General features: G+C 64.5%; 17 protein-coding genes and 2 pseudogenes. 7 read left to right on the top strand and 12 right to left on the bottom strand.

The annotated features are described in order from the left end of the window. Positions 1–103: 103 nt before the first annotated feature. The 7 genes from ABW18_RS22265 to ABW18_RS20270 all read right to left on the bottom strand — a co-directional run bounded on the left by ABW18_RS22265 (position 104) and on the right by ABW18_RS20270 (position 6421). Positions 104–1168, bottom strand: a complete 1065-nt coding sequence (locus ABW18_RS22265) for a type IV toxin-antitoxin system AbiEi family antitoxin domain-containing protein (RefSeq protein WP_053117530.1) — start codon at positions 1166–1168, stop codon at positions 104–106. Positions 1169–1340: 172 nt separating this feature from the next. Beyond that, the gene (locus tag ABW18_RS20295; protein WP_049700800.1) at positions 1341–2255 is read right to left on the bottom strand and encodes a Clp protease N-terminal domain-containing protein; all 915 of its coding nucleotides are present in this window, start codon (positions 2253–2255) and stop codon (positions 1341–1343) included. Positions 2256–2277: 22 nt separating this feature from the next. Continuing rightward, on the bottom strand, positions 2278–2508 hold the full coding sequence (locus tag ABW18_RS20290; protein WP_005208515.1) for a hypothetical protein: 231 nt from the start codon (positions 2506–2508) through the stop codon (positions 2278–2280). A 60-nt stretch (positions 2509–2568) separates the two neighbouring features. Then, positions 2569–5082: an FtsX-like permease family protein gene (locus ABW18_RS20285; RefSeq protein WP_152930155.1), complete on the bottom strand. Its 2514-nt coding sequence runs from the start codon at positions 5080–5082 to the stop codon at positions 2569–2571. Then, positions 5072–5749: an ABC transporter ATP-binding protein gene (locus ABW18_RS20280; protein WP_197494499.1), complete on the bottom strand. Its 678-nt coding sequence runs from the start codon at positions 5747–5749 to the stop codon at positions 5072–5074. The genes ABW18_RS20285 and ABW18_RS20280 overlap by 11 nt, the downstream gene beginning before the upstream one ends. Positions 5750–5795: 46 nt before the next feature. Beyond that, positions 5796–6170, bottom strand: coding sequence for a holo-ACP synthase (locus ABW18_RS20275; RefSeq protein ID WP_049700798.1), 375 nt, complete (start codon positions 6168–6170; stop codon positions 5796–5798). Then, a complete protein-coding gene (locus ABW18_RS20270) occupies positions 6167–6421 on the bottom strand; it encodes an acyl carrier protein (protein WP_064866531.1) in 255 nt (84 codons plus the stop codon). The genes ABW18_RS20275 and ABW18_RS20270 overlap by 4 nt, the downstream gene beginning before the upstream one ends. Positions 6422–6629: 208 nt before the next feature. On the opposite strand from ABW18_RS20270, the gene ABW18_RS20265 reads away from it, so the two are divergent. Genes ABW18_RS20265 through ABW18_RS20255 form a run of 3 tightly spaced genes read left to right on the top strand, consistent with a single transcriptional unit; the run spans position 6630 to position 10471 of the window. Further along, positions 6630–7769, top strand: coding sequence for an acyl-CoA dehydrogenase family protein (locus ABW18_RS20265; RefSeq protein ID WP_231894152.1), 1140 nt, complete (start codon positions 6630–6632; stop codon positions 7767–7769). Between the two features lie 5 nt (positions 7770–7774). Next, positions 7775–8719: an amino acid--[acyl-carrier-protein] ligase gene (locus ABW18_RS20260; protein WP_049700796.1), complete on the top strand. Its 945-nt coding sequence runs from the start codon at positions 7775–7777 to the stop codon at positions 8717–8719. A gap of 3 nt (positions 8720–8722) precedes the next feature. Beyond that, positions 8723–10471, top strand: coding sequence for an alpha/beta hydrolase family protein (locus tag ABW18_RS20255; protein WP_049700795.1), 1749 nt, complete (start codon positions 8723–8725; stop codon positions 10469–10471). 8 nt (positions 10472–10479) lie between these two features. On the opposite strand, the gene cds1 is transcribed toward ABW18_RS20255, so the two are convergent. Further along, positions 10480–11631 (bottom strand): L-cysteine desulfhydrase Cds1, encoded by a 1152-nt coding sequence (gene cds1 / locus ABW18_RS20250; protein ID WP_049700794.1) that lies wholly within the window; start codon positions 11629–11631, stop codon positions 10480–10482. 37 nt (positions 11632–11668) lie between these two features. After that, positions 11669–12031 carry a DUF4229 domain-containing protein gene (locus ABW18_RS20245; protein ID WP_082937908.1) on the bottom strand — a complete coding sequence of 121 codons (363 nt, stop codon included), beginning with the start codon at positions 12029–12031 and terminating at the stop codon, positions 11669–11671. A gap of 166 nt (positions 12032–12197) precedes the next feature. On the opposite strand from ABW18_RS20245, the gene ABW18_RS20240 reads away from it, so the two are divergent. From ABW18_RS20240 to ABW18_RS23250, 3 genes and pseudogenes are all read left to right on the top strand, one after another. Next, positions 12198–12419, top strand: coding sequence for a BldC family transcriptional regulator (locus ABW18_RS20240; protein ID WP_049700793.1), 222 nt, complete (start codon positions 12198–12200; stop codon positions 12417–12419). A 69-nt stretch (positions 12420–12488) separates the two neighbouring features. Then, the gene (locus tag ABW18_RS20235; RefSeq protein ID WP_049700792.1) at positions 12489–12692 is read left to right on the top strand and encodes a hypothetical protein; all 204 of its coding nucleotides are present in this window, start codon (positions 12489–12491) and stop codon (positions 12690–12692) included. A 125-nt stretch (positions 12693–12817) separates the two neighbouring features. Then, positions 12818–13009, top strand: a pseudogene (locus ABW18_RS23250) (helix-turn-helix domain-containing protein); the annotation flags it as partial. A 32-nt stretch (positions 13010–13041) separates the two neighbouring features. On the opposite strand, the gene ABW18_RS20230 reads toward ABW18_RS23250, so the two are convergent. Further along, positions 13042–14316 carry an IS256 family transposase gene (locus tag ABW18_RS20230; RefSeq protein ID WP_003946207.1) on the bottom strand — a complete coding sequence of 425 codons (1275 nt, stop codon included), beginning with the start codon at positions 14314–14316 and terminating at the stop codon, positions 13042–13044. Positions 14317–14421: 105 nt separating this feature from the next. Between ABW18_RS20230 and ABW18_RS20225 the strand changes: the two are divergent. After that, positions 14422–14712 (top strand): annotated as a pseudogene (locus ABW18_RS20225) (helix-turn-helix domain-containing protein); the annotation flags it as partial. A gap of 36 nt (positions 14713–14748) precedes the next feature. Here the strand turns inward: ABW18_RS20225 and ccsB are convergent. Then, positions 14749–15756 carry a c-type cytochrome biogenesis protein CcsB gene (gene ccsB / locus ABW18_RS20220; RefSeq protein ID WP_049700791.1) on the bottom strand — a complete coding sequence of 336 codons (1008 nt, stop codon included), beginning with the start codon at positions 15754–15756 and terminating at the stop codon, positions 14749–14751. Positions 15757–15802: 46 nt separating this feature from the next. Beyond that, positions 15803–17464: a cytochrome c biogenesis protein ResB gene (gene resB, locus ABW18_RS20215; RefSeq protein WP_049700790.1), complete on the bottom strand. Its 1662-nt coding sequence runs from the start codon at positions 17462–17464 to the stop codon at positions 15803–15805. Between the last annotated feature and the right edge of the window lie 8 nt (positions 17465–17472).

The following is a 17472-nucleotide window of genomic DNA, read 5'->3' as shown; positions in this document are numbered from 1 at the left end:
TCGAGCAGCGACCCGGGGCCCGGACCCCGACCGGACCGCAGAAAACTACAGCCCATAGGCGGCGCGCATGTACCGGTACAGGCCAAGGGCCCCAGAGTCGTAACTATCTGCGCGAGTTGATCTGCTCGAAGAACTCGTCGGACGTCAGGATCGTCGTCGAGCGCCGCCGCGGATTGAGGTGCACCCCGTTGTGGACGGCGCCCATGATCGTCGCCTCGACGTGGGGCCACCGGCTGACGACGTCGTCGTAGGTGAACGGCATGTACACGTAGTTGCCCGCGGCCTGCACCTGGTTTCGACGACGGTCCTCTTGGAAACTCTCCTTCTCGGAGTGAAACGCATAACCGTCGACCTCGACGACCAGCCTGTCTCCGATCAGCATGTCGACATGCCCGACGCCCGGAATGTGTGCCTGCGTCGTCAGCCGTACACCCTTGCGGCGGATACGAACCCGCGTGATCGACTCGATGCCCGACGCAGCCTTGGGGTCACACTCGCCGAGCAGTCGCCACACCGACTTCGGCGCACCGTCGAACGCCGAGTGGATCTCTTCGACGGTGGGCACGACGAGGTCGGACTCCACCTCGTCGTCGCCGCCGGACTGGCCGACGAGCGAACCCGCGCCACCGGGCTTGCCGACGAGCGTGCCCGCGCCGTCGGACTTACCCGCGAGCGTGCCCGCGCCGTCGGACTTGCCCGCAAGCTCGCCCGCGTCGCTGGGTTTTCCGACGGGTTTGCCAGCGTCGAAACGGTATCGGCGGTGGAGCATCGAGTCGGTGACGACGATCGTCTGCTCCTCGGTGAGGCATCGCAGTGCGTGACGCAACGCTGTTATCGGCTCGTCGACCGCGGCGTCGACCCTCATGTGCCCGCCGTACTGGCGGCAGAATCGTCGGGGATGTCGACGATGCGCCGAGGCCGTCCCGCGCACGTGTAATGCCTTGACGCGCGGGGGAATCCAGAACCCGTGCAGCTTGAGCGCCGCCACGCACGTGAGGCAGCCGCCCGCGCGGACCGCCTCGACGACCAGCGGGTCGGCACCATCGGTGGCCATCCAGCCGTGGCGCAGTCGCAGTAGTTGGCCCTCTTCGACGCCGCGTCGAACATCTCTCGGCGACATTCCGTCGCGCAGCAGCTCGGCAACCCGATACACACCGAAGTCATCCATGGCGACACAGTGTGCACCGGATTCGGGCACGCGCGGGAAATCTCTCCACAGGGCCTCCGGCGCGCGCAGAAACCTACGACTCAGGGGTGGTCCACCTGTACCGGTACAGGCGAACCACCCCTGGCGCGTAACTTTCTGCGCACGGACAGGCCCGAGATCAGACCCCGAGAGATCAAACCTCCGCGTCGACCTCCGGCAGGCTCGCCAGGACGGCGGCCTTGAGATCCTCTGCGCTCGTGGCAGATTCGACGACGGCGCGCGACGCCGGGTCGTTCACCTCCAGGATGCCCAGGAGTAGATACTCGGCGCGGAGCTGGTCGTTGCGCTCACGCGCGATCTCGACCGCAGCCCGGAACGCGTCGCGGGTCTCGGCCGCGAAGCGGGGTCGGCCACCACGACCGCGCGGGCCGCGCCGTCCACGACCGGGCTCCCAGGGGCCCCGACCGTCGGACTCGCCGTCGAACTGCCCGGGACCGAACTCGGCACCGAACGGACCCTCGGGCCCGAAGGGGCCCCCAAACGGACCACCCGGGAACGGACCACCCGGGAAGCCCCCGGGCCCTCCGCGACGCGGGTCGAAACCCTCGCGCGGGTCGAAGCCAGGGCCGAAGCCCCGACCGCGCCCACGGCCGTGACCGTGACCGTGTCCACGGCCTCGACCACGCGGACCGCCTCCACGCGGACCGCAATCGCGTCCACGCGAACCACGGCCACGCTCGGGTCGCTCGGCCCAGCCTTCGGAGAGGTCGTCCCCGAAGCGGTCGCGCACGGCGGCGCGAACCTTGTCGAGGTCGATCCCGATGCTCTTAAGAGCCTCGCGATCCTCCTCGTAGCGTTCGGCGGCGCTCTGCTCGGCGGCTTGCTCCTCGTCGGCGTCGTTTTCTTCGTGGTAAGCCCGCACGACGTCGCGCGCCGCGTCGAGCTTCAGACCCTGCTCACCGAGCAGCCCGAACAACGGCGAACGCGCGTTGCACAGCATGCCAAGGATGAGGTGGTCGTTGCCGAGCTGGCGATGTCCCAGGTCGGCGGCTTCTTGCGTGGCAAATGCCAGCATCATCTTGTCGTCTCGACTGAATCGTCCAAACATGATGGTTCTCCTTTCGGCCCTCTCAGGCCTCACGTTGTGAATGCTTCTGGTGCACGGCCTGGCGGCTGATCTGCAGAATCTCTGCAATCGCCTGCCAGCTCCAGCCCTTGGATCGAGCGTTCGCAACCTGTACTTCCTCGAGCCGGTCAGCCAGGGTCCGCAGTGCGCGGACAGCGGCGAGGCCGATGGCCGGGTCGTCGCTCGCGGCGGCTCCGGCCAGATCTTGCTCTGGTGTCGTTGGTTCGTCGTGCATGATGTCAGGTTATGTTGACACCAGCCCGTTGTCAACAATTATTGACAATCCAATTCGACGCTACTCCTCGACGATCGCCTCGGTGATGTTCATCCGAGCAGCGCGAGCCGCGGGCACAAACGCCCCTACAAGGCACAACACGATCGACACCGCGACGAAGAGCAGAGTCGACGGTCGAGGCGAGTAGGTGATGTCCAGCGACGTCGTCGCGGACAGGATCTTGTCGGCCAAGAAGTGCAGGCCAGTACCCATCACGAGCCCGGTGACCGTGCCGACCACCGCTATTGCGCCGGCCTCGGCGACCACCATGCGGGAGATGAATCGACGCGACGCCCCCATCGCGCGCAGCACACCGAGCTCACGACGACGTTCGAGGACCGACAACAACAGTGTGTTGAGCAATGCGATCGCGGCGGCCACCGACACGATCCACTGGATGGCGACAGTGAAGGCACCCGCCTGCTGCGCCTGCTGCTGGGTTGCCGCCAGCGCCTGTGCTCCGGTGTAGACGTATGCGGTCCCCGACAGCGGCAACGGATGCGCGTCGACGATGCGCTGCAACTGCTCTTGCACCGCGGCGCGGTCGGTGCTCGGCTCGACATCGATCTGTAGGTACGTGTCGCCGGTCCGGTTGAACCACTGCGCGAGAAGCGGATTCGACATTGCAGCGGTACCGGAGTCGATGGAGATGTAATCGACGATGTCGCGTACGACGAGGTCGCGATAGCCGGTTGGTGTTGCCAGGCGCAGCGTCGAACCTATGTCGGCGTCGAGGGACCGGGCGAGCACGCTCGACAAGATGATTCCACGACCGTCGAGAACGTCGGAAAGTGCCTGCGGCGTCGTCTTTTTGGTGAACGGCGCCGTCGATCCCGGTTCGAGTCCCTGGACGAGAATCCGAGCCTCACCCACATTGACGTTGGCCCACTGCGCTCCGACAACCCGCGACACTCCCGGCACCGCGCGCACCTCGTCGGCGATCGCGCCGGGTAACGCTGCGCCCGCAGGGATCTCGTCGCGCGGCGTCGACGAGACGTAGAAGTCGGGGTCGCCGAGTCCGTCGAGCGAATGTGAGATCGACGCGACGAGATTGTCGAGCGCACCAGACGTGCCCATTCCCACCGCGATGGCGACCGCAACGGTCATCAGCGTCGCCCAGGCGCGTCGCGGAGCGCGTTCCGTGTTGACCGCAGCGAGTTGTCCAGGACCGCCGAATCGTCGGGCGACCGACACGACGAGCCGCACAAGCGGGCGGGTCAGCGCGAAGCAGACCAGAAGCGCGCCAACGGCATACACCGCGCCGGCGACGATGGCCGGGCGTCCCGGAACATCGACGGCGATGAACCACGATCCGACGAGCAGCGCAACACCAGCGACCGCTGCCAACACAGTCAGCGGTCCGCGCTGCGGACCGGTGTCGGCGACCTGTCCAGACACCATCGCCTCGACCGGCGACACGGCGAACACCGATCGCGCGGCGAGCGAGGTCGCGGCAACACAGGCAAGCACACACGCGATCACCGCGACGACCGGCGCATAGGACGGCAGGTGATAGTCAACGACGATCGAGACCGAATCCCGTTTCGTCGTCGGAACCCGTGAAATGGCCCAGCGGCCGGCGAGGATTCCGATCGGAACGCCGATCAAGCCGCCGACGAACCCGAAGACCGCAGACTCTGCGAGCAGGTCAGAGACCAGATGGGATCGCTTGGCGCCCAACGCGCGAACCATCGCCAACGACGCCCGGCGTGACGCCACAGCCATGTTCATCGTGTTGAACACGAGGAATGCGGCGATCACAAGCGAGATGAGCGACACGAGCAGCGTCGAATCACGGGTCACCGACCCGGCAACCTCAGCTTGTTTCGCGCGGAACCCCGGATCGACCACGACAGCACGCCCATCGACGACGCGCCGCACCTCGTCACGCAGCGTGCCGACATCGACGCCCGGCGCTGCGACGACGAGGATCGACGACACCTTGCCGCTCAGCCCGGTGAGGCGTTGAGCCAAGCCGAGATAGGCGAACATGAAGTCGCCGTTGTTGAGTCCCGCACCGTCGACTACCCGCACCACCCGGACGTCGACTCCGTTGACCGAGAGTCGCTGCCCCAGAGACAAACCCGTACCCGACCCGACGATGACGCCGTCGTCGAGGTCGCCCGGGCTCAGCCCGGTGGCTGCGGCCTCCTGGACACCGCCGGCAAGGGCACGTGCCCGAAAGTCAGATCCCACCAGCGCAATTCGTTTGTCGTCGACGACCGCCGTACCGCGGATGACAGGAACCACCGACTTGGCGTCGGGAACCTGTGCGCGGATATCTCCCGCAACCGACTCGTCGATTCCCGAATCCGCGATCGACGCCACCTCGAGCTGGGCCGTACCGTTGATCGCGGCGTCGAAGTCGCGGATCGACTCGCTCAGTGACCCGTACGTACCGAGTACCGCGATCAACAGCGCCGACGAGACCGCGACCACGATGAGCGAGGTGACCACGCGCAGACGGTGATCACGCAGCTCACGCAGGTTCAGGACCCGCACACGCGTGAGCGCGGCGAACAGCTTAGTCACCATCGGTTGCGACCCTGCCGTCGCGCACGACGATCGTCCGATCGGCGACATCGGCAGCATGCGGATCGTGAGTCACCATGATCACCAAGCGATTCGGCGCGTCGTGCGCAACCTCGGACAGCAGTTCGAGGACAGAGTCTCCGGTGTGGGAGTCGAGGTTGCCGGTCGGCTCGTCAGCGAGGAGGATCGACGGCTCCATCATCAACGAGCGCGCGATCGCGACGCGCTGCATCTGTCCGCCCGACAACTCCGACGGTCGGTGATCGATACGGTTGCCGAGCCCGACGCGGTCGAGAAGCTCGACGGCCCGCGGCTTTGCGCGTCGCAGCGACTGACTGTCGAGAAGCCTTGGTAGCGCGACGTTCTCCCACGCCGACATCGTCGGCACGAGGTTGAAGAACTGAAACACGAACCCGACGCGATGCCTACGGAAGGCCGACGCCGCGTTGTCGTCGAGGCTCGCGAGGTCGACGCCGTCGACCTCGATCGATCCCGACGTCGGGGTGTCGAGTGCCCCGATGATGTGTAGCAGCGTGCTCTTACCCGCGCCCGACGGCCCGACGATGGAGACGAACTGCCCACCGTCGAGCGTGAGGTTCACCCCGTCGAGCGCGCGAACCCGCTCGTCGCCGAGGCGATACTCCCTGACCAGGTCATCGGCTTGCACCACGCATTGCGCCACGCGACCGATGGTATGCGACGCGACGTGCGGTGCATCACACCCCAACGTTGGCGATAACCGTCGCCATCGCATGCGTCGACGTGTGCGACAGCGACAGCGACGGCTCGCGCCAGTTCTTTCGTTCGGCGACAGCAGCCAAGCTTCCGGTCAGCCGAATACCGGGCACCGGACCGTTCATGACGACCTCGATCTCATGCAGCGGGGTCGCAGCGTCGGAGTCGATCAACGTTTTGATGACCGACTCCTTTGCAGCGAAGCGTGCCGCGAGACGCTGTGCGCGCGTGGGCCCTTCGCATCGCGCGAGCTCGGCATCGGTGAAGACGCGCCGTAGATAGCGGTCTCCGAACGCTTCGATCGAGACACTCACATCAGCGACGTCGACAAGGTCGCAGCCGACGACGAGGCTCATACTCCGGCAGCGACGAGGGTGCTCAGCGCCGAGGCAAGGCTGTTAACGCTGGAGAAGGTCGACTTCTTCAGAATCTCCTCGGGAAACTCGACGTCGTAAAGATCTTCGAGTCCCAACATGACGTTCACGGTTGCGTGTGACGTCAAGCCGACGGTGAATAGGTCGGTATCGTCCGACACCTCTTCTGCTGCGACCGTTAGTTTTCCATACTTGTCCAGTATGCCCCGAATGTCGCTTTTGTTGATTTCCATTGTTCCCTCCCGAGCCGAACATGATCCCCACCGATGATTAAGCTGCAAAACCTGGCGTTGCAGATGTCACATCGTGCTCGTATACTACAGGCGCATTGAAAAATGGACCACAGGGGGAAAGACAGGTCCGTGCATTTGGGGGATTTATCAGTCCGTGAATCCCGCTCCGTTTTCGCATTTTGGGAGGAATGTGTTGACCACAGGAGAATTGGATTCTGCATGCGCGTTGGACGCTTCGACGGTCGTCGAGGTTGCCGCAGCTGCTGCCGATGATGTCGATCGCAATGGACGCTTTCCACGCGAGGCCGTCGACGCACTGCGCCAGAACGGGCTCTTGTCGGCATCCCTGCCGGTAGAGTTCGGCGGACGTGGAAGCTCGATCAGCGAACTCGCAAGAGTGACAAGACAACTCGGAGCTGCCTGCAGTTCGACCGCGATGATTTTTGCCATGCACCACTCGCAGGCACTGACTCTTCGCTTCCACGCCGCGACACCCGCTGCGGCCGATCTGGCTCGCGAAGTCGCACGCACCGAAGCGCTACTCGCCTCCGCGACCACTGAGATCACCACGGGCGGTGACGTGCGGTCCTCGACTTGCGCCGTACAGACAAATGGCGATCGTGTCCATCTCGAAAAGAATGCACCGGTCATTTCCTACGGCGAGTATGCGGACTACATCTGCACCACCGCGCGGCGCAACAGCGACAGTCCGCCCGGAGACCAGGTGCTTGTCGTCTGTCCGCGCGCCGAGACCGAGCTCACCAAGACCTCGGAGTGGGACACCCTCGGCTTCCGCGGTACCTGCAGCCCCGGCTTCATCCTCACGGCCGACACCAGCGTCGATAACGTGATTCCCGTTGACTACTCCATCATCTCCGCGCACACCATGCAGCCGTCGTCGCATACGTTGTGGGCTGCGGCGTGGCTCGGCATGGCCGACGCCGCAATAGCCAAGGCGCGCACCGAAGTTCGTGCCGCCGCGCGCAAGACGCCTGGCACGACGCCGCCCCAAGCGACTCGACTCGCCGACCTCCTCGAACTGCATCAGCGATTCGAGAGCTCGGTTTCCGACGGCATCGCACAATACGAAGAATTCCTCGCGGCCGGACACCTCGAACCGACCATCGGATTCTCGGTCACGATGAATAATCTCAAACTGACTGCGTCGACGGCCGTCGTCGAAATCGTTGCAGGTGCACTGACCATCTGCGGCATCAACGGTTACCGCGAGAATCACCGCGCCTCGATGGGGCGTTTGCTTCGCGACTCATACGGACCAGCACTCATGGTTTCCAACGACCGGATCCGGGCGAACAATTCGCAACTGGTCCTCGCACTACGGGGGTAATCCAATTGACTGACCAACTCATCGTCGACCTTCCGGTCGCGCATCGCCAGTTCCGTGATCAACTGATCGCAGCGGGACATCTCATTCCCTCCGGCCTCGACGGCCTATATGGCCGCGGTGCCGAATACGAGGCTGCTTTCGCCGGGGTCGACCGCATCATGTGGCAGGCGGGCGTCGACGCCCACGGCGAGGAGAACATCACGCGCTTCCGGTTCCCGCCGATCTTCCCTCGGGAGGCATACGAGAAGACCGACTACATCGCGTCGTTCCCGCAGCTGACCGGGGCCATCTCCACCTTCACCGGCGGCTCGGCAGAGCACCGTTCGCTGCTTCTCGACCGAGAAGCCGGCCTGCCGTGGGACGGCCACCTCTCGTCGGCGGGCACCATGCTCGTCTCGGCGGCGTGCCACCCGCTGTACTCGACGCTGCCGAACACGTTGCCAGAGGGCGGATCTCGCTACAACGTGCACGGATACTGCTTCCGCCACGAGCCGTCCGACGACCCGCTGCGCATGCAGGCCTTCCGCATGCAGGAGTTCGTGTACGTCGGCGACCCCGAGGGCGCGAAAGAACACCGCGCGACCTGGACGCGGGTGGCCCACGAGATCTTCGTCAAACTTCACCTGCTCGCCGACGACGTTCCCGCCAACGACCCGTTCTTCGGCCGTACCGGCAAGATGCTCGCGTCGAATCAGCTCGAGGAGAACCTGAAAACCGAACTGGTCGTGCGCCTGTACGGCGACCTCGACGACGGCACCGCCCTGCTGTCGTGCAACAACCACCAGGACCACTTCGGAACCGGTTTCGACATCTCCACCGCAGACGGCGAGCCTGCACACAGCGCGTGCGTCGGTATTGGCATGGACCGGATTACGTTGGCGCTGTTTGCTATTCATGGGATCGACAGCTCCGATTGGCCTGTCGAAGTTCGCGCAGCACTTGCGCTCTAGTCCATGAAGATCGTCAACGCACCGACCTACCTGTCGTCAGATGCCGGCCCGCTCTTCGGCGTATATACCTACCCCGAGGACGGGCTGGTTCGCGGCGCGGTACTGGTGTGCCCACCGCTGGGGAAGGAACTCAACCACACCTGGCGTGGCTTCAAACGGCTGGCCGAGTTCCTTGCAGCACAGCGCCTGCTTGTCCTCCGAATCGACTACACGGGGACGGGTGAGTCCGCGGGTTCTCAAGAAGATCCGTCAGCCGTGGACCTCTGGGATGACAGCATCACCACGGCATTCGATCATCTCGTGCGAATGGGTGCCGGACCGATTTGCGTGATTGCACACCGCAGTGGCGCGCTCTTGGCGCCGTCCAACGAACGAGTCCAGCAGGGCGCGCAAAGCCTCGTGCTCTGGGATCCGATCCAGCGCGGCCGGCACTTCATCCGGACGCAGCAGATGCTCTACGCGGTCCTCGCTGAAGGCCAAGATGCACCGACCCCGGGTTCCGAAGAATTGGTTCACCTGGCCGGGCTGACGCTCCACCGCGATGCCGCGCGCGCGTTCTCCCGTAAGACCCTCGATCCTGCGGCAGTTCTCGGCCAGCGACAGGGGAACGTTCTCGCGTTGATTCCGGACGACGAACGGGATTCGTCGCTGGCGCAGACAATCACCGCTGCAGGAGGCACGGTCACAGGGCTGAGCGATCAAGCCCCGTTCATCCAGGCAACCGAAGCACTTCTCATCGATTTCCCGGAGGAACTCGAACACATCCAACAGTGGGTGTCCCGACACATGCCCACGCAGCGAAGGCGAGTCGAACCCGTTCCGGTCACCGAGGCGGTTGTGGCAACGACGCCAGACGGTCGCGCGATACAGACACGGGTGCGCACGACCCGCGACGGCATCGTCGTGTGGGATACCGCTTTGGCAGGTACCCACGGAACCGCCGACCGCGTACTCATCCCCCACCCGATCGGCCACGACATCCGCAGCGGCCCAGCCAGGTTGTACCTCGAGCTCGCGAACGACGTCGCGGCCCGAGGCGGCCGTACCGTCCGTTTCGACAGGCGGGGCGTCGGAGAGTCCGGCACGACGTCGACCGACGACACGTTCGTGAAGTTGTTCACGCGTTCATACATCCGCGACGGTAACCGAATTCTGGACGAGCTCAACCTCTCTCGAATTCACGTCATCGCTCACCTGGGGATCTGCGCCGGAAATTGGATGTCGGCCCACGCCGCGATCGAGACGGCACATCGACAGTCGGCGCGATCGCGAACCGTTGCCGTGATCGCCAACGTCAACCGGTGGGATGTCTGGCCCAACGTGCCACTACCGTTCCTGCACGGGTCGAACTCGGCTGCAGCAAGGCTGGAACTCCAGCGGCAGCGGGTGGTCTTCCGTGGAATACGGGACCTCACTGACGTATCCGGGAGGATTCGGTCCATCCGCTTGCGTGCCGCGTTAGCGCGATTGCGGGTCTTCCAGATGCCGGAGACGATGATCGCTCATGTGCAACGCGCCGGTGCCGACGTTCGACTCATCCTCGCTCCGAACGACTATCGGCAGTTCACGCGTCTGGGTGGGCCACGAGCGCTAGCCCGCCTCGGCATCTCGATACCCGTCGCCGATCTCGCCTACGGCGATCACAGCGGCTACCACATGCCGACACGAGAGCTCTTGAAAGCCAACGCACTTCGAGCTCTCGGACTGCACGACAACACCTCGAGAGAGATCGCCGGCCCCGAGTCGGCGTGACGCGGCGATCAGCCCGTCCACTCCCCAGTCCGGTAGAACTCGTCTAGAACTGCGGTGGGCGGCGCGAGGTCGAAGCCTTGCGCTGCGACCCAGTCGTCGTCGAAATAGGTTGTGGCGTAACGGTCGCCGGAGTCGCACAGTAGCGAGACAACGCTGCCAGCACGGCGCTGCGCGACCATCTCCGAGATCACCTGCGCGACACCCCACATGTTGGTTCCCGTCGACGCGCCGACGCGACGCCCGAGGCGATCCGACAGATGGCGTGTGGCCGCGATCGACGCGGCGTCGGGTACGCCGATCATGCGGTCGATGACCTGCGACACGAACGACGGCTCGACGCGCGGCCGACCGATGCCCTCGATCCGCGAGCCGGTCTCCGATCGCAGCGATCCGTCGCCGGTCTCGTACGCGGGCAGGAATACCGAGTTCTCCGGGTCGACGACGGCCAGCCACGTCGGATGCCTGCGGTAGCGCAGGTAGCGGCCAAGCGTCGCCGACGTTCCACCCGTACCGGCACCCACCACGATCCACGTGGGCACCGGATGATCCTCGGTGGCCATCTGCGCGAAGATCGACTCCGCGATGTTGTTGTTCCCACGCCAGTCGGTTGCGCGTTCGGCCATCGTGAACTGGTCGATGAAATGTCCGCCGAGTTCGCCCTCGAGCCGCAGCGCCTCGTCGTACACATCCGACGCACGCTCGACGAAGTGGCAGCGACCGCCCTCGCGTTCGATCAGCGCTGTCTTGGCGGGTGACGTTCCCGACGTCATCACGGCGATGAACGGCACCCCGATCAGATGCGCGAAGTACGCCTCGCTGACCGCCGTCGATCCCGATGACGCCTCGATCACCGTGGTGCCCTCGGTGATCCACCCGTTGCAGATCGCATACAGGAACAGCGAACGGGCCAGCCGATGCTTCAGCGAGCCCGTGGGGTGTGTGCTTTCGTCCTTCAGATAGAGGTCGACGCCGACCTCGGTGCCCGGAGCACCGTTGCTTCCGTCGTCGATCCAGCGCGACCATCCCGGAAGCTCGCAGCGCAGCAGGTGCGTATCGGCACTGCGCCGTGCGTCGGCCTCGATCAGTCGCACGGCGTTGTCGGCCCAGCGTCGATCTGTGCGATGGTCGACGGTTCGCGCCGGGTCGAGAGTGGCACTCATCGGATGTTCGGCGGGTCTAGGGGCCGTGGTCTAGGGCTCATTTGCCGTCTGCCCCACGCAGGCGCGTCTGGAGGTCGTCGTGTTTACGACGGCGCTCGGCGTCGACCGCGGCGATCTGGGTGTTGACGCGCACGCGCAGTTTCTTGAACAACACCATGCCCAACGGAAGCGCGATGAGGACACCGAACACCGCGGCTACCAACAGCGGCACGGTGACGCCCGCGAGCGCACCGATTCCCATGATGATCGCGGCCACGACCACCACCAGTAGCAGTCGCGCCACGGTGTAGAGAAGGATCGAGACGAGCAACGTTCCCATGCCCACACGGCTCTGACCTGCGATGTCTGTGTTGTCTGGTTTGTGCGTACCCGCTTGAGTGGGCTCCTGCTTGTCGGTCACATGTTCAGGATACTTGGGTGCATAATCGGTGTTTGCAGGTCACAGGCACCTTTTGACTCTCTTTACCTCGTAATGACGGTTCGAGTACCTGGGCGTTTTGCGTGTATTCATGTCTCAACGCGCAATCACCGCGCGTCTTTGGAAGAGAAACCCGAAGGGGAGAACAATGACCGCTCTCAGCCCTGGTGTAGCCACCGTCATCACCCCCGGCCTCGCAAGCCAGCACACACTGACCCCCGGCCAGGTTGCCGCGATGTTCAACGTGAACCCCAAGACCGTCGCACGGTGGGCGAGCTCGGGCATTCTCGGGTCGATTCGTACCCCCGGCGGCCATCGTCGTTTCCGCGAGGAGGACGTCGTCGCACTTCTCAATCGTCGCGTCGGATAGTCACCACGCGCCGCTGGGCTCACCGATCTCCCACACCGGGGCGCGTACCCTGGTTGATGGGAGGTTGCCATGACGTTTCTTTTGGCCATCGTCGGCTTGGCCGCGATCGGTTTTCTGTTGTGGCGCGCGTTTGGGCCCGCTCTGGCAGAACGACGTGACACGACGACGGGGAGGCCGACGTCTCGCAGCCACGGACCCGTAGGGCCCGACGACGACGCGGATTTCCTTCGCGATCTCGACAGGCGCACGCGAGGACCCAACGACGAACTGTGACGCACCCTGCACCGGGGATGCACGACGCACACCTACATGGTGTGGGTACGATTGCGGTCCGTAGCAGACACAGCGCCAGGGGGAATAGCGTCATCGACATCGACACGTCGGGCGAGTTCTGAATCATGACCACTCGCCCGGGCACGGCTCCCGACGGCGACGACAGTTTCGCCGCCAAACTGGCCGAACTGTTTGAGCATTCTCGCGATGAAGACGGCCGACGGTATACCGGTAAGCGGATCGCGGAGAAAGCCAATCAGCACGGCCACTCGTTGAGCGACGCCTACATTTCGCAGTTGCGCACAGGTAAGGCGCGGAGATATTGTCAAGACCTGTGGATGAGCGGTTTTCAGGCGGCCTCCTGGGTGCCTGAGGTGGCGTCGGGTTCGACGAGTTTGCCTTTCTCGAAGGTGGCGCCATCACGGACCAGTTTCACCAGATGTGGTGCGTTGACCGCCCGCCATTTCGACTGCGCGGCCTCGATCAGTTTGTAGGCCATCGCGATGCCGGCCGCGCGGGATCCGGGGCCTTTGGTGACTTTGGTCCGTAGCCGCACGGTCGCGAACGTCGACTCGATCGGATTGGTGGTCCGCAGATGAATCCAATGCTCAGCGGGATACCGATAGAACTCCAGGAGCACGTCGGTGTCGTCGACGATCTTGGCCACGGCTTTCGGATACTTGGCACCGTAGGTCTTCTCGAATGCAGCGATGGCTTGACGGGCATGCTGTTCGTCTTCGGCGTTGTAGATTTCCTGCATCGCTTTGATAGCGTTGGGGTGTGCCGATTTCGGCAGTGCCGCAAGCACATTGGCTTGCTTATGAAACCAGCAGCGTTGTTCCCGGCTCTCGGGGAACACCTCGCGGACCCCGGCCCAGAACCCGAGCGCGCCGTCCCCGACCGCCAGGGTCGGGGACGGCATGCCACGGCGTTTACAGCTGCGCAGCAGATCGGCCCACGACTCGGTCGATTCCCGGTAGCCGTCAGCGAGCGCGATCAACTCCTTGCGGCCGTCGGCGCGGACGCCGATCATGACCAACAGACACAGCTTCTCCTGCTCCAGGCGCACCTTGAGGTGGATGCCGTCGACCCACACGTACACATAGTCGGCGGTGATGTCGCGGTCGGCGAAGGCTGCGGCTTCTTTCTGCCACTGGGCAGTGAGTCGGCTGATGGTGGCCGCCGACAACCCAGCGCCGGAACCGAGGAACTGCTCGAGTGCCGGCCCGAAATCGCCGGTGGACAGTCCATGCAGGTACAGCAGCGGCAGGACCGCGGAGATCTCCGGGCTTTTGCGTGCCCACGCCGGCAGAATCTTCGACGAGAACCTCTGCCGCTCACCGGTGTCTGGGTCGACGCGCTTGTCGTTGACCCGCGGTGCCTTCACCGCAACCGCACCCGCAGCGGTCATCACCTCCCGCTCGTTGTGGGAGCCGTTACGCACCACCAGACGGTGCCCGTTCTCATCGACCTGATCGGTGAACTGGTCGATGTAGGCGGCGACCTCGGCGCGCAATGCCGCGGCGAGCATCTGCCGAGCACCGTCTCGGACGATCTGATCGAGGATGGAGCGGTCCTCGCCAGCCGGGTTGGAACCTTCGTTGGAGTTGACTACCGTGAGCACGAGGCGTGCCTTTCCGCCAGCGCTGCAACGCTGACTTGATCAAGTGACTACCAGGATCATATTTACGGGAAGGCACGCCCTCCCTGATCCACAGGTCTTGATCATTCCTCTAAGGCGCGTACGCCGTCGTTCAAGACAGTGGAGGCCATCGCGAGCGCCTTCGAGGTCAGCGTGACGTACTTCCTCTCAAATCCTTCCGAGGACCTCGACCGTGTGCAGCGGCAGCGCGACTACGTCGAGATGCTCGCCACGACTGAGACTCATCTGTCCGGGGTCGACCTGGCAAGCCTCTGCCCCGACACCATCGACGTCATGATCGATCTGCTCAAAATGGTTCGCGCACAAGCGTTGTCAGAGCGCAGCGCGCGGACAACCGGTGGGCACCGTTCCGCTTAGGCGGGCTACTTCACCGCTTCGCGTAGGCGGGCGCTGTCACAGGCCGGCGTAGGAATGCAGGCCGGAGACGACCAGGTTGATGATGAACAGGTTGAACAGCAGCGCCACGAATCCGGCGACGTTGATCCATGCCGCGGTGCTGTTGCGCCATCCGGCAGTTGCGCGGGCGTGCAGGTATGCGGCGTAGATGATCCACGCGATGAACGAGACGGTTTCTTTCGGGTCCCAGCCCCAGAAGCGGCCCCATGCCGACTCGGCCCAGATGGCGCCGAACACGATTCCCAGCCCGAAGAGCGGGAACCCGAACACCACGCACTTGTAGGCGAGACGGTCGAGTGCCTCTGCGGTCGGGATGTGGGCGACAAGTCGACGCAGTCCGCCGACGACGCCGCCACCGGTCTCGGAGACGTTCTCGGCCGACGCTCCCCAGCGCATCTTGACCAGGTACAGGATGCTGGCGACGCCGGAGACGAGCAGCACACCCGAGCTGATCGAGATGATCGAGACGTGGATGGCCAGCCAGTACGACTTGAGCGCTGGAACGACGGGCGCGGCCTGTGTGTAGAGCCACCGGCCCGCGATGAACATCAGCAGGGTGACCGGGAGCAGCACGAAAGCCAGTAGCGGGCGGTTGATCTGCTTACGCAGGATGACGAGCCCGGCGACCACGCACGCGGCGCAGGTCAGCGAGATGAACTCGTACATGTTGCCCCAGGGGGCGCGGTCGGTGGCGAGTCCGCGGGTGACGATCGACGCGATGTGCGCGATGAGTCCGACGAACACGACCGGATAGGCCATGTTGCCGATCTTCTCCGACAGCGTGCGCGGAGCGGGACCCTCGATCTTGCCGGGGGCGCGCTGCGTCGTCGAACCGCCTCCCGCTGCGACCAGTTCTTTGGCCGCGGTGAGCTTTCGAGAGCGTGCTCCTGCGAGTGCGGCGAGGAACATGAGCATCGCCAGGACGTAGATGGTGATCGCCGTACCGAACAGAAGGTCGGAGTAGCGCGCCAACGTTTCGTCGATCTGGTCTGTTCCGTTACCCATCGCTGGCCCTATCTCTACTGCTGCAGTCTGCTGGAAGCGTCCGCGACTACAGGCGTCGTAGTCTCCTGTTGTCGTCGGTGAGCAGGCCGCGTGCCTGCTCGTCGAAGCCCTCGCCCCAGCCGGCCTGGTCGGTGCGAGCCAGTCCGGCAATCTCTACTACCGTACGTCGTCGGTCGCCGTTGTCCGAGTCGGGCACCAGACGCGCCCAGATCCTGCGTCGTTTGACGATCAGCGAGACCACCAACCCGACCAGCATCACGATCGACGACACGAGCACCCAGGTCTGCGCCGGATCGTGCGAGACCTGGACGGAGATCCAGCGCTTGTAGCCGTCGAAGCTGACCTTGGTGCCGTCGGGAAGGCTCGCGCTCTCGCCGATCTTCAGGTTCGCCTGGGCCTCACGGTTGAGCCTGCCCTGGTGCATCATCGTGGGGTCCAGCGAGTAGGCGTTCTGCGCACGGCCGGTGTCGAGGCCGGTGTCACCACGGTAGATACGGATCGCGACCTGCGGGTCGTTCGGCTCCGGCGACGACGAACTGAGCAGCGTGCCGTCGTAGCTCGCCGTCGGCGCGAAAAGTCCCTCGAGGGCGATCTGATTCTTGCGGCGGGTGTCCTCGTCGGGATACAGGCCAGCCGGGGTGTCGAAGCGGGCAGCGCCCGACGACAGCATGGTCTGCATCACTTCGGGGATGAACAGGGCGGTCTGCGTGCGCTTTTCCCCGTTCGGGAAGGTCACGGTGAAGGTCGGCGCGAAGCCGTTGCCCAGCACGTACACGCGATCGCCCGAGACGCGCAGCGGATCGTTGACGCGCACCGAGCGCTCCTGCCACTGCGACGACGGTGTGCGCGGGTCGGTGGTGTAGCGGATCTTCGCGTCGTACATCGACGGCTGACCGTTGGGAAGGAAGGTCGCGGAGAAGTCGTCGACGCGGATGCAGAACGGTGAGAGGTTGGTGCCGTCGACCAGCGCGCCCGCACGGAACGAGTCGTAGACCGCCGTCGACGTGTTGCACAATCCCTGCTCGCCGTCGGCGACGAGACTGCGCGTGCCCTCATAGCCGTACACCTTGCCCACCGCGATGGACACGAGCAGCGCCAACAGCGCGAAATGGAAGACCAGATTGCCGAATTCGCGCAGGTATCCCTTCTCGGCCGACACTTCGACGCAGCCGTCCGGATATGCCTTCGACGGCTCGCGCACGGTGATCTCGCGTCGCCAGCCACGCAGGTTGCCCGAGATGCGTTCGGCGAGTTCGGCGGGCTCGCCGTCGACCGTCTCGGTGATGTGTCGCGGCATGCGCGACAGATTGCGAGGTGCGGCAACGGGTTTGGCGCGAAGACTCTTGGCGTGCTCGATGATGCGCGGGGTGAGACAACCAACCAGCGAGATGAACAGCAGGACGTAGATGGCCGTGAACCACGCGCTCTTGAAGACGTCGAAGAGCTGGATCTTGTCCATCCACTCCCCGAGCCAGCCGTGGTCGGAGATGTACTGAAGTGTCTTCTGCTCGTTGAGTTCTCGCTGCGGCAGCAGTGCACCGGGGATCGCGGCGAGCGCGAGCAGGAACAACAACACCAACGCGGTACGCATCGACGTGAGGCTGCGCCAGAGGTTGCGCAGCGGCCACAGCACCCGACGCTTGACCCAGTGCGGACGCTGCGGGGCCTGCGGCGCGGGGGTGGACGGTCGGTCGATGGTCTGTGTCATGTTCGCCC

Source organism: Gordonia jacobaea, assembly GCF_001186365.1.
Taxonomy (GTDB): domain Bacteria; phylum Actinomycetota; class Actinomycetes; order Mycobacteriales; family Mycobacteriaceae; genus Gordonia; species Gordonia jacobaea.
This window is presented reverse-complemented; position numbering and strand designations above follow the sequence as displayed.